The organism is Microtetraspora sp. NBRC 13810 (assembly GCF_030268685.1).
Taxonomy (GTDB): domain Bacteria; phylum Actinomycetota; class Actinomycetes; order Streptosporangiales; family Streptosporangiaceae; genus BSRQ01.
The window spans coordinates 291,874-304,646 of record NZ_BSRQ01000005.1 but is presented as its reverse complement, the minus strand read 5'-3'; the positions used below and the strand labels follow the sequence as shown (position 1 = coordinate 304,646).

Here is a 12,773-nt window from a genome sequence, read left to right as displayed (position 1 = left end):
GCGGAGGGCGGGCGTGCCATCCTCGGACTCACCATGCCGAGCACCGAAGACCTCGTCGTCCAGCCGCCGCGGAGTGTGACGTTCCGGGTGCACATCGACCGCGCCATGTGGGTCGGCGGGGTCAGGGGGCTCATGCTCCAGGCGTTGCACCCGCTGGCGATGCGCGGCGTCTGGCAGAACTCCGACTTCCAGGACGACCCTTTCGGCAGGCTCCGCCGTACCGCCGACTTCGTGGGGCGGGTCACCTTCGGCGGGCCCGCGGACGCCGACGAGATCGGCAGGCGGGTCCGTGACATCCACCGGCGGCTGCGGATCAAGGATCCGGACACCGGCCGCACGCACCGGGTGGACGACCCCGAGCTGCTGCTGTGGGTGCACTGCGCCGAGGTGTCGTCCTATCTGGAGGTGGCCAGGCGCGGCGGCCTGCGCCTCACCGACCGGCAGGCCGACCGGTACTTCGCCGAGCAGCGGCGCAGCGCCGCCTACGTCGGCCTGCACGCCGAGGACGTGCCCGGCTCGGCGGCCGAGATGGCCGCCTATTTCGCCGAGGTCCGCCCGCGGCTGCGGGTCACTCCCGAGGCCGCCGCCACCGTGCGCTTCCTGCTCTGGCCGCGCCTCCCCGCCCGCCTCCGGTTCCTCAACCCCGGCAAACCGCTGTACTTCCCCTTCGGCGCCCTGTGCTACCTCACGCTGCCACGATGGGCCAGGGACATGTACGGCGTGCTGCCCGAGATCCCCTCGGCGGCGGTGACGGCGGCGCTGAAAGCCTGGCGGCTCGGCCTGAACGCGCTGCCCGAGCCGCTGCACGACCACGCCTTCATGCCCGCCACCCGGGCCATGCTCACCGCCTCCAGGGAGCGCCTGGCCGCGGCCGGCTACGACACCTCGAAGGGGCTCAAGGGCCTGACCGACCCGCGCCGCTGGCCGACTCAGGCGTCGGCCAGGCCGTCCCAGGACTGACGGGCGGGCCCGGCGAGCTGCCCCTCCGGGCAGTGCCGCCGGAAGTCGCACCACGAGCACACCGGCCCGGGGCTGGGCGGGAAGAGCGCGTCCACCTCGGCCGGCACGGCCGGCGGCGTGCGGACCGCCTCCCGGGAGGCCCCGGCGGGCGCCGGGCCCCCGCTTCGCCCGGACCGCGCGCCGACTGTGCGGGAGCCCGCGCCCGACCAGGCGCGGTAGCGCTCGTCGGCCTCGGACGCCTCCAGGGCGACCTCCTCGGCGCGGCCCAGATGCCGGCCCAGGGACTCGTCGGTGTGCTCCCAGGTCACCACGGAGGCGGTGGGCAGATGGTGCAGCTCGACCTGGTGACAGGGGCGGCGCATCATCCGCGAGGCGGCAACCGCGTAGATCGCCAGTGCGAGCGAGGAGCGGGCGTCGTCGGTGGTCAGCGGCCGGCGGCCGGTCTTGTAGTCGACCACGACCAGCTCGTCGCCGCGGCGGTCGAGCCGGTCGATCCGGCCGGAAACGGTGATCACGGAGGTGCGGGTCGCGACGGTGCGCTCCACGCCCACCGGGTCGTCCGAGGGGTCGAGGGTCCGGACGTATCCCGTCACCATCTCGCGGGCACGGTCACGCCAGGCGGCCGACTGCTCGGCGTCGCGGAACCCCTCGGTGATCCACCCGCCCGACAGCAGGATGCCGCCCATGGACGGCGTGCGCCGGTCGTAGGGCTCCCGCCACCAGGCGGCCAGCGCGTTGTGCACGCTCGCGCCCACGCTGTTGTGCGCCCAGGGCGGGCCCTTCTGCGGCGCAGGCCGGTCGAGGTAGGTGAACCGGTAGCGCCTGCGGCAGTCGAGCCACGTGTTGAGCCGGGACGGTGTGCAGGAGTAGAGCCGGCGTGGCATCCCCTCAAGCCCGAGCTGCTCCAACCGGCGCCCCTTCCGCATCAGGATCCCGTACAGATCTCCACGCTACGCCGCCCCGCCGACAGGATCGGCGGCGGCGCGGGCGTCCGCGCCGCCCGTCCGGCGGGGAGAGGCTAGTCCTCGTCGAGATTGATCTTGATGCCGGCCGCGCGGGTCCCGTCGCTCAGGGGTCCGGCGTCCGTCACGGGCTCCTCGCCGGGGGCGCGGAGCAGCGAACCGGAGATCCAGTCGTCGAAGTGACGCTCCAGGTCGCCGATCGTGGTCTCCTCGCCGTGCGCCGGCAGCACCCTGGTCTTGTGCGGCAGGGTGAACAGCCGCTCGCCGATCGAGGTGAGCTGGTCGGCCAGGGCGGGGTATTCACCGCCCAGCTTGCCGGGGCCGTCGGCCAGCAGCGTCTTGCCGCTGAAGACGACGCCCAGCGCCTCGCAGTAGAGGGAGACGCCGCCCTGGGTCACCCCGGGGGTGGCGATCACCTCAAGCTCGACGTCGGCGACCCCGAAGAGACCCTCGTCCTCCATCTCGATGTCGGGCCAGGTCTCGGTCCAGGTCTCCCGCCACAGGCGGCGGTCCTTGGTGTGCAGGGCGACGACGGCCTCGTCCCGGGCCGCCACCTCGATCGCCGCGCCCACGTGGTCGGCCAGGCCGTGGGTGCACACCACCGCGAGGATCTCCCGCTCGCCGACCTTCGAGAAGATCGCCTCCGCGTCACGCGCGGGGTCGACGACGATGACCTCCTCGTCGTCGCCTATGATCCAGGTGTTGTTCTCCGCCTTGTGCTCGACGCCGTCGACGTCTACGACGCCTTCAGTCACCACTCGCTCGATACGCGCTGTCACGGTGCAGACCCTATCCCGTCCGGCCGGAGATTCGAATCTCACGGCGTTCAACGTCGCCGCGTCCTCGCTCAGTCGCCGTCATCGGGCAGCCTCGGAGACGACGCGCCGTAGGGCAGGTCGAGCTCCTGGTCGTTGTCCCTCAGGTCGCGCAGGGCGAGCTGGGAGAGAGCGATGAGGCAGCCGGCCTCGGCGGGCCAGGCGACCGTCCACAGCCAGTTGCCGAGCGCCTCGCCCGCGTAGACCGCGCGGTCCTGCGGGCCGCCGACGCACCACAGCGGGGTGGGGTGGCCGAGGATGTGCACCTTGGCGTGCGCCGGTCCCCTGTCGAAGCCCTCGCCGGGGTCGGGGCCGTCCAGCCCGGCGAGCGCCGCGCCGAGCCCCACGCCCGGCTCCTCGGCCACGACGAGCAGGTCGGCCGGGCCCTGGGTCACGGAGGGGCCGGCCAGGGCCACCACGCTCGCCCTGGTCCCGGTGCGCTCGTCCCCCGCCTCGGCGAACCCGGTCACCAGCCAGCCCGGCGGCAGCGGCCACGGCAGCCAGACGGGCACCCTGGCGTTCGATCGGACCGCCTCAAGCGCCCAGCGGGCCGGCGGGCGGGGCGGCTGAAGTGGCAGGACGTCTCCGTGCGTGCCACAGCGCCATGCGCTGGACCACGCACTCGGTGCCCGGATCGAACCGAAACACCGTGGGCAGATGGGCGCGGCTCTCACGACTATTCACGGTGCGTCGAGATGACCCGATCCGTCAAGGGCGCTTACCGTTATCCGACCTTAATGTTGTCCTATGCGCATTCTCTGTGTCGGGGGGATCGTCTTCGACGACGAGGGCCGCCTGCTGCTGGTGCGGCGTGGCCGGCCTCCCGGCGAGGGCCTGTGGTCGCTGCCCGGCGGGCGGGTCGAGCCCGGCGAGAGTGACGCCGACGCCCTGCGGCGCGAACTGCTGGAGGAGACCGGCCTGCTGGTCGAGGTGGGCGGGCTCGCCGGCACGCTGGACCGTCCCGGCTTCCGGCCCGGCGAGACGTACGAGATCCGCGACTACCTCGCCACGGTCGTCGGCGGCGCGCTGGCCGCGGGCGACGACGCCGCGGACGTCCGCTGGTGCGACGGCGCCGAACTGGCCTCCTTACCGCTCACCGGCGGCCTCCTCGACATCCTGCGCGGCTGGCGGGTCCTCGGCTGAGCCGGCCGGCCACCCGGTCAGCCGCCCGGTCAGCCGCCGTCGCCGGGCAGCGGTCCCGTCTCGGGCAGGTCCAGCGGGGCCGGCTTGTCCACGAACGGCAGCATGACCCGCATCGAGGTGTTCGGGGCCAGAGAAACAGCACTCCCCTGTGCCTGCGGGGACAGCCGGTGCCAGTACCTTCCGAACGTCTGCGAGCCGTACTTCGACACGGCATCGCCCACCGTTTTGCTCGCGCCGACACCGACGTAGAGCACGTTGAAACCGCCTGCCATGAGCGCCGCCTGGGCCGTGTTCCTGACGGTTTCGGCCCACGAGTTGCCTGCGGTCCGCTCGTTCCAGAACTGGGAGACCGCGCCGGCGCTGCTGCCCACGACGAAATTGCGCCGCCAGGCGGGCATGCCGCCGAGCGCGGACGTCCCGCCGGTGATGCCGGCGGCGCCGCCGACGGCGGCCGAGTTGACGGCCTGGGCGATCGACGCCAGGGACCGGTCGAACGGGTCCAGGCCACGGATCCTGTTGGAGGCGGCGATGACGGCGAGATTGCTGCCGAGGCTCCACCGGTAAACCTGCCAGTAGACGCGCTGCGACTCCTTCATCATCGCCTTGAAGGTCAGGTCCGCCGCACCCTTCGGGCCGAGGCCGCGGACCAACCGCGACCGGCCGACATCGACCGCACCGGTTCGCATGAGGTCGCCGACCGTCGTGTAGAGGCTCCGGAACCTGCCCATCGCCTGTCCCGCGAAGTACCCCGTCTTCACGGTCGTGTCGGCCGTCCGCGCCCACGCCCACCAGGCACCGGCACCGGCGGAGGCGGCCGAGACCGCCGCGCCGATGACCACCGAGGCGACCAGGCCCTGCAGGAGCTTCTCGAACGCCCTCCTGGTCTCGGCCGACACGTCGGCGGCGACCTCCAGCAGGTTCGCCGCCTGGTCGAGCCGTTCGATGGCCTCCACCCGGTACGCGGGATCGAGCAGTCGCCCCCAGTTCTCTTTGAAGAGGTCGGCGTCCGCCCCCTCCCACCTCACCAGCAGGCCGTCGACCGGGGCGAGTTGCTCGTGCGCGGCCGACATGCCCAGATGAAGCGTCCGGCACGCCTCGGCCATGGTCCGCAGGCGGCGCACGTCCTCGTCACTCGTGAAGCTGCGCACCGCGTGGTAGAGCAGCTTGATCATGTCCAGGGGGGCGTCGTACACGTCGGCCATGGCTCTCCCCTCGCTCGACGACGGGCCGCGGGTCGTCGGAGTCGATCAGTCGCCGCCGTTGAGCCGGGCCATCTCCGACTCGTTGTGCGCCTCGCTCTCCGACATGGCCCTGGAGACCTCCATGAAGGCCGCGCCGACGCTCCCCAGCTTCTGGTGCAGGTCGGCCGCGAAGTCTCGCACCTCGGTGTAGAACGTCTCGTAATGTGAGCCGAGTTGCTCCGACGCGCCTTCGACGAGACCGAAACAGCCCTCGACGGGCTTCGCGTCCGCCGCGAACGTCTCCGCGGGCGGCCCGAGGACGCGAGCGACCGCGCCGCAGATCAACGCGGCGTCACTGAGCTCCTTCGCGTGGACGTCGATGTCATCGCCCGCAATGAGCTATAACGCCGGGAACCTCCTGGACCGCCACGATCATGCACATATCATGCAAGCGGGCCAAGTGATCGTCAAGCGAACGATCATCGGCGGAAGGTCGTCCGCCACAACGTGAGGTGATCCACGCTGTAGCCGGTGGACCGGCCGGTGGACACGACCTCGCCGCCGGAGATGGCCACCGCGCCCAGCCACTGCGCCCCGGCCCCGCTCAGGCCGTCCTGGTCGAAGGTCTGCCGCTGCCAGTCCAGGCCGTCCTCCGAGGTCCACGCCGCGCTGTCACTCTCGGCCGGCGCGCCGTGCCAGCCGACCGCCACCATCCCCTCCGGCGTCGCAGCGAGATCCTGTACGGCTGCCGCCTGCTCGGCGGGGAGCCGGCCGAACTCCCAGGTCTCCCCGTTGTCCTCGGACACCGCCGAGAAGGCCCGCCGCCCGCCGTTCTCGTCCACCGCCGCGCCGACGGCGATGATCCGGTCCTGCACCGCGACGACATGCCGCAGGCCGGCCTCGCTGACGCCGGGCGGGGTCACCCGCTTGCGCGCCGTCCAGTTGAGGCCGTCCTTCGACACCCACACGACGCCGCTCTCATGGCCCGACGTGCTCGAACCGCCCACCGCGACATAACCCAGCCCGGTCGCGGCCACGTCGTGCACGCGCACGCCCGTGCCGCCCGAGGGCAGCTTGGCCGCCCTGGTGAAGCGTCGCAGGTCGGCACTGAACCAGATGGCCGGCACCGCCCCGCCCTGGTCCCGGTCCTCACCCGCCACCACGTACCCCGACCGGCCCGCGGCGACCGCGTGCGGCACGAGGAAGTAGTGCCCCTGCGCGGGCGCCAGCGCGTCCGCCACCGGGACCCTGTTCCACGACTCCCCGTCGCCCGACGTGGCCAGCAGCGGCTCCGACGAGTAGGCGTCGCGCATCGCGCCGCCGACGGCCAGCCAGCCGGCCCTGCCGTAGGCGACGTCGCTCAGCGTCTGCTTGTTCGGGCCGCCGAGCGCCCCGCCACCGGCCGCCGCCCAGCTCTGGCCGTCGCCGCTGGTCCAGATGCCGGCGTCCCCGGCCGCCGCCCCGACGGCGACGTACCGGCCGTCGGCCGCGGTGATCCTGGTGGTCTCGCGGGCCACCCTGGTCAGGCCCTCGATGTCGCCCAGCCGTACCGGTGTGGCCGCGCGGCCCCTGGGGGCGGTCATCAGGACGAGCTGGTTGTCCACGTCGGTGGCCCTCCGGTCACCGCCGACCACCAGGGTCCCCGAGTCGGACACGGCCAGCGCGCGCACCGTGCCGGGCACCGCGCCGAGGTCCGTGCCCTTGGTCCAGCTCCGCCCGTCGCCGCTGGTGTAGACGGCGTACCGGTCCCAGCCGGTCTCGGCCACCGCCGCGAGGCCCGCCGCCGACGAGGCCAGGCCCGTCACGCCCGTGCTGTCGCGCGGCAGCCCCTTGATCGAGCCGCACCGCGACCACTCGGCGCCCTCCGGCGAGCAGAAGACCCGCACCTCGCCCTCGTCGGTACGCTGCCGGGCCGGCACCAGCACGAAGCCGTCCGGCACCACCGCGAGCGCGCCCGGCCGCGGCATCACGCCCGCCAGTTCGGCCCCGGTGCGCAGCCAGTTGCGCCCGCCGTCCGGCGAACGGAGGACCACCGAACTGGAGGTGCCCGCGGGCGGATCGGCCAGCGCCACCACCGCGTCCTGCCTGGCGATCACGGTGTTGATGCCGCGCAGCTTGTCCGGGGTGCCGATGTTCCTGCTCTCCAGCCTGGTCCAGCTCGTGCCGTCCGGGGACACCCAGGCCATCGGGCCCACCGTGCCGTCGCCCAGGGTGGTCGAACCGACCGCGACGAACCCGGTCCCGGTCCGGGCGATGTCGTGCACCCGGTCCTCGCGGCGGAACGCGGTCAGCCCCGACGCGGGCACGGCCGACCACGCGTGGCCGTCGGTGCTCGTCCACACGCCACGGGTGGCGGTCGCCGCCTCGCCGTTCTCCACCGCCACCCAGCGGCCCTCACCGCCCGCCACGCGGCCCACGGTGCTCGGCCCGGCCACCGGCCCGCCCTGCCCCGTGACGTCGCCCAGCCGCCAGGTGCCGCCGTTGTCGGCGGAGGTCAGGAACAGCGGGCGCGGCACCGGGCTCGTCGTGTCGCTGCCCACGGCCACGATCGTGTCGCCCGCCGAGGCGACCGCGTTGAGCACCTGGTTGGACCCGGCCCCGCCCGCCGGCACGGCGAACGCCTCGTCCCCGGAGCCACCGTCACCCGCCGCGAGCAGCAACCCGGCCGTCACTGGACTGCTCACCCACTGCCACCCCACCACTCCGGCCCCGACCGCCGCGACCAGCACGATCACCAGCAGCAACGGCGTGGCCATCCGCCGCCCACGCCCGCGCCCACGCCTCCGCGTAGGACTCGACCGCCGCAACCCCGCCGGCGCCACACCTCCCCGCGCAACTCCCCCACCGTCGTCTCCCCCACCGTCTACTCCCCTACCTCTGCCCTCTCCCCTGGCGCCGCCTTCCGCCCTGGCGCCGCCCTCTCCTCTGACGCCGCCTTCCGCCCTGGCGCTGCTCTCTGCCCTGGCGCTGTCTGATCTGCCGCCGCCTGATCCGCCGCTGCCGCCTGCCGCCCTACCGCCCCGGCCGCTGCCTACGTCCTCCCCGCCGCCAAGCCGCCTGCGACCGGAAGCCGCACCCCCGCCCTCACTCCTCCACCCGCCCCCAGGCCCCTCCTGCCCGGCACCACGTGCTCCCTGCCCGGCATCACTTCCCTGCCCGGCATCACGTGCCTCCTGCCCGGCAGGGTGGCTCCCGTGCTCGCTGCCGCGCCCCTCGTGCCAGGCGCCGCGCCTCTCGCGCCCGGCCACAGGGCTCTCCTGCGCGTCCGCGTCTGCGGGCCCCCGGGCGCCGTCGTCTCCGCGTCCTACCGTCTGGGGGCCGCCCGATCCGCGGGAGGCCGCGTCCGCGTCGTCCCTCGTAGCCCCGTACGGCCGGCGCGACGGCCCCTGCGCCACCAGCCGGTCCGGCCGCGCAGGCCGTCCCCCCGGTGGCCGCCCGACCCGATGCGTCGTCTCATCCGCCCCTGCCTGCGGAGCCGCTACGTCGCCCCCACCCCAGGCCACCGCTCCGCCAACCGGCTCCTCCCGGCCCGCGCCTCCCCCTTCGGCCTCTTGGGCCCCACCGGCATCACGCCCCGGCACACCACCCCCCGAGCCCTCCGCCCCATCGGGTCCCAGCACAGAAATGGAATCGGCCTCACCCTGCCCGTGCCCTCCACCGGGCAGACCGCCATAAACCGGCCTCCCCGCGACAGCAGACCGCCCCTCCCCGTACACGGGCTTCTGCGGACCGGCATACGGATCCTCCTGCGCCGCCCCGGCAAGCGGATCGCCGTACACGACCCCGTGCGCACCGGCAGACCGCCCCTCCTCGGACACCGGCCCCTGCGGACCACGAGGCCGGTCCTCGCCCGGGTGAGCGGGACTGGGTGCCGCCCCGTACTGCGGAGAGGCAAGCGGATCGCCGTACGCGGACCCGTGCGGATCGGCGGACCGACCCTGCTCAGAGCCCGGCCCCTGCGGACCGTCAGGCCGGTCCTCGCCCGGGTGAGCGGGGGCGGGTGCCGCCCCGTACACGGGCCGCTGTGGAGGGGCAAGCGGGTCGCCGTACGCGGACCCGTGCGGATCGGCGGATCGAACCTCGTGCGGCGACTCCGGCGGCGTTGGGGGTTTCTCCTCGCGGAAGCCGGACTGGACTCCTGCCCACGGCGAGGTGGGAGGTTCGCCGACGGGCTGGTCCGGCTTGCGGCGGCGGCCCGGTGCCGGTTGGCGTGGCGAGGGCTGGCCGTACGAGGGGCGCGCGGGCTCGGCATGGTGCGGGCCGCCTAGTCCGGTGTCCGTGTGCTCGGGTGTACCGGCGGGCGCTGTGGGAGCCGACGGTGCCGCCGGCGGCATCGGGGGCACAGCGGCCGGAGGAGCCAGAGGGGTCGCCGGGGGGATCGGGGGCAAGGCGGCCGGAGGGGCCGCCGGTGCGTTCGGGGGCACCGGGGCCGGAGGGGCCGCCGGTGCGTTCGGAGGGAACGGTGGCCTGGCCGGGGGCGGGCTGGGGCGTCGGGAAGGGGAGCGTGGAGGGCCGGTGGCGACGAGCTTGTCCGGCCTGTTCACGATCCGCCTCGGGGGCCTCTGCTCACTCTCGTCCGTACCGGGCGACATCCGCCCCGGCGGCGGCGCTCCTTCACCACCACCGAACGGCAGCGCCCCCTCCCCACGACCGGACGCCGACGCCCCTCCCACAGAAGACGCCCCTCCCACGGAAGACGCTCCTCCCCCGGGAGATGCTCCTCCTACCGGAGACGCTCCTCCCCCAGGAACGGCCCCTTCCCCGCGAGTCGGCGATGTGCCGCCTTCCCCGGTGCGAGGGCCGAACAGCGGGTCGTCCGACCCGCCCCTGGACGGCCCCGCCGCACCCCATGACCACGGCCCCGGAGAACCGGACGAAGCACCACCCTCCCCGGAGCGACCGCCCGAGGCACCAGAGCCTCCATAGTCACCTGAGCCGCCACGGCTGCCTGTGCCGCCATGGGTACCTGGGACGTCACGGCCGTCTAGGCCGCCAGCGCCTCCCGACCTCTGTGATCCCGGCCCATGTGATCCCGGGACCGGCGGGGGCTGGTCAGGGGCGCCGTAGCCGGGCGTGGGCGGAACCGGCGGCGAGAGGCTGGAGGACGGGCCTGCGGGAGGGGCCGGGCGGAAGCGGCCGTAGGGCTGGGCGTACGGGCGGCGGCGTGGCTGTGTGGGCTGGCTCGCATCCGGGTGTCCCGAAGCCCCGCGACCACCGGGCTCGACTCCCCCTGAGCCCTGCGCCGCAAAGCGCCCTGAGCCCTGCGCCTCAAATCCCTCCGAGCCCTGTACCTCGGACCCTCCCGAGCCCTGCGCCTCAAATCCCTCCGAGCCCTGCGCCTCGAACCCTCCCGAGCCGCGCGCTTCTGATCCCCCCGGGCCGCGCACCTCGGACATCCCCGAGCCCGACATCCCCGAGCCTGGCGTCCCCAAGCCTGGCGCCTCGGACGTCCCCGAGCCCGGCACCTCGGATCCCTGCGCACCGCCTGAAGCCGGTCGAGGACCGGAAGGTTCCTGGGACGCCTCGGGAGCGTCGTCGGGCGTGGGTGCCCCGAAAGGCGGCAGGACCCACGGCGACCCCGGCGGCAGACTCGCTCCCCGCTGCTCCGACGGCCCCGGCGGAAAGTGCCGCAGCGTCGGACTGGCGGGCGACACCGGCGACACCGGCGACACGGGCGCCGGCGGCCGTACAGGTGGGGTCGGCCGGTCCGATGAGGGCAGATGGCCTGGTGGGACCGGAGGGTGCGATGGGACTGCCCAGGCAGATGGGGCTGATGGGTTTGGGCGGTCCGGTGGGGGTGACTGATGAGATGCGGATGGGGCGGGGGGTGGATCCTGGGGAGAGTTCGGAGGGTTCTGGGGGGTGGGCGGAGGGTTCTGGGGGATGGGGTCGGGGGTCGGCTCGGTGGCGCCGGGTGGGGCCGGCGGTCGCCGTGGTGAGCGCGCGTCGTGGGGGCCCGAGGCCACGCTCAGCACCTCCTCGTCGGGGGCATGCCCGGCCCGAAAAGAGGTATTCCGGACCGTTCCAGTTGTTCCTTACCGTGCTGCACAGTGGTGCGCCGATCCCGGCACTATCCACTGATACCCGGTCAGCGAGAACGATCACCTCTCTCTCACCGGGTCAAGACGCGAAAGCCGTATCTCCACAGCAGCATGCCCGCCCCCACGCTGGCGAGACCTCTCTAGTCATATTTTTCGGAGAGAGGCGACCTTTGTGGCGTTATGTCAGGAATTCACGGAGAGGGGGTACGTCTCCCTGGCCTCCGGAGAGGTGGTGGCGATGTTCCTCCGACGGACCAGCGCCAGCACCGCCACAGCGAAGATCGTGAGCTGGACGAGCGTCCCCGCCAGCGACTGCCACGGCACCGACCCCTGGCGCAGCGCGTCCCCGAGCGAGCCCGACGCGGAGCTGAGGCCCAGCCCCAGCACGTTGTTGATCACATGCAGGGCGATCGGCGCCTCCAGCCCGCCGGTGCGGATCGCGAGCCAGCCCATCAGCGCGCCGAAGGCGAACACGTCGATGATGCCCCAGTCGGTGTAGGCGTGCAGCGCGGTGAAACCGGCCGCGCCGAGCAGGATCCCGGGCCACGGCGTACGCAGGAAGGCGCCGAACGCCTGGAGCACCCAGCCGCGGAAGAGGTACTCCTCGGCGGCGGCCTGGAAGGGGACCAGCAGCAGCGTGACGAGCAACCCGGGCAGGAACCTCTCCCATCCGACCCAGCCGAAGCCGCCGGACGACGAGTCCGCACCGGTCAGGCTCAGCACCAGAACCACCGCGAACTGCCCCAGCAGCCCGGCGCCGAGCGCCACCGGCAGGCACAGCAGCAGCCAGCGCCATCGCAGCCGGCCGAGCACGGAGGAGAGCGTGCCAGGTGGCCGGCGCTGGACCAGCCACGCGACGCCGTACACGACGGGGAGCGTGAACGCGATCGAGGCGAGCGTGATCGCCAGCCCCAGCACCGGATCGGCGAACTCCAGCGACACCGGGCTGAACACCTGGACCCCGGCCATCGCGGCCACCGCCACCCCGAGGAACAGCACCACCACGCCGACCACCACGAACCCGGCCGCGACCGCCAGCGTCCCCACCACCGGCCGCCACCACCGGTGCAACGGCGTACGCGCCAGCCGATCGTAGGGCACCCCCGCCACCGGCCCCACGGCCCACCTGCGCACACCGCCGTACGGCGGCGCCGGGTACCACGGCCCCGGACCACCCGGGTACGACCCCGGACCGCCCGCATAGGGCCCGGGGCCGCCCGGGTACGGCCCGGGAGGCCCGTACGGCCCGGGCGCACCCTGGTAAGGCCCGGGAGCGCCCGGCTGGGGTCCCGGATACCGAGGAGAAGCGGCCGAACCCGGAGCCGGACTCTGGGGCGGGCTCTGGGGCGGGCTCTCGGGCGGGATCACGGGCGGGGCCGAGGGCGGGTGCCACGGTTGCCCGGACCGCTCGCCCGGCGGCCGTTCGTCAGATGCATCATGTGCGCCCATATCGCCCATTCTTCCCACGGTCAGCAGTACGCATCAGAACCCGGCGGGGCGGCCCGCGGGCACGACAACAGAAGATCTCACAGTCAGAGGTGCGCAGGCGGAAACGGGTCTCCGACATTTACCTCCCCGAAAACCACGGGGCCCGGAAACCAGCACGAATAAAAAACTTCCCCCCGTAATCCACCAGACCTAACGAAGCTCCCAAAGTAAGCGACGGGACGC

9 protein-coding genes are annotated in these 12,773 nt (G+C 73.6%); 2 read left to right on the top strand and 7 right to left on the bottom strand.

Annotated features, from left to right (window positions below):
- The first annotated feature begins 33 nt into the window (after positions 1-33).
- Positions 34-960, top strand: a complete 927-nt coding sequence (locus tag QSK26_RS13190) for an oxygenase MpaB family protein (RefSeq protein WP_285775374.1) — start codon at positions 34-36, stop codon at positions 958-960.
- Here the strand turns inward: QSK26_RS13190 and QSK26_RS13185 are convergent.
- The 3 genes from QSK26_RS13185 to QSK26_RS13175 form a co-directional block, all read right to left on the bottom strand.
- The gene (locus QSK26_RS13185; protein WP_285775373.1) at positions 930-1,886 is read right to left on the bottom strand and encodes a RecB family exonuclease; all 957 of its coding nucleotides are present in this window, start codon (positions 1,884-1,886) and stop codon (positions 930-932) included. The two genes, QSK26_RS13190 and QSK26_RS13185, sit on opposite strands and share 31 nt — an antisense overlap.
- 92 nt (positions 1,887-1,978) lie before the next feature.
- Complete coding sequence (locus QSK26_RS13180) at positions 1,979-2,677, bottom strand: MBL fold metallo-hydrolase (protein WP_285775372.1); 699 nt, start codon at positions 2,675-2,677, stop codon at positions 1,979-1,981.
- A 92-nt stretch (positions 2,678-2,769) separates the two neighbouring features.
- Positions 2,770-3,411, bottom strand: a complete 642-nt coding sequence (locus QSK26_RS13175; protein WP_285775371.1) for a DUF6758 family protein — start codon at positions 3,409-3,411, stop codon at positions 2,770-2,772.
- Between the two features lie 73 nt (positions 3,412-3,484).
- On the opposite strand from QSK26_RS13175, the gene QSK26_RS13170 reads away from it, so the two are divergent.
- Entirely contained in the window at positions 3,485-3,880 is a 396-nt protein-coding gene (locus QSK26_RS13170) for an NUDIX hydrolase (protein ID WP_285775370.1), read from the top strand.
- 29 nt (positions 3,881-3,909) lie between these two features.
- Here QSK26_RS13170 and QSK26_RS13165 read toward each other — a convergent pair whose 3' ends face one another.
- From QSK26_RS13165 to QSK26_RS13150, 4 genes are all read right to left on the bottom strand, one after another.
- Entirely contained in the window at positions 3,910-5,082 is a 1,173-nt protein-coding gene (locus QSK26_RS13165) for a hypothetical protein (protein ID WP_285775369.1), read from the bottom strand.
- A 45-nt stretch (positions 5,083-5,127) separates the two neighbouring features.
- On the bottom strand, positions 5,128-5,406 hold the full coding sequence (locus QSK26_RS13160; protein ID WP_285775368.1) for a hypothetical protein: 279 nt from the start codon (positions 5,404-5,406) through the stop codon (positions 5,128-5,130).
- Between the two features lie 134 nt (positions 5,407-5,540).
- Positions 5,541-7,817, bottom strand: coding sequence for a hypothetical protein (locus tag QSK26_RS13155; protein ID WP_285775367.1), 2,277 nt, complete (start codon positions 7,815-7,817; stop codon positions 5,541-5,543).
- Between the two features lie 3,468 nt (positions 7,818-11,285).
- Complete coding sequence (locus QSK26_RS13150) at positions 11,286-12,221, bottom strand: CPBP family intramembrane glutamic endopeptidase (protein WP_285775366.1); 936 nt, start codon at positions 12,219-12,221, stop codon at positions 11,286-11,288.
- Positions 12,222-12,773: the final 552 nt, after the last annotated feature.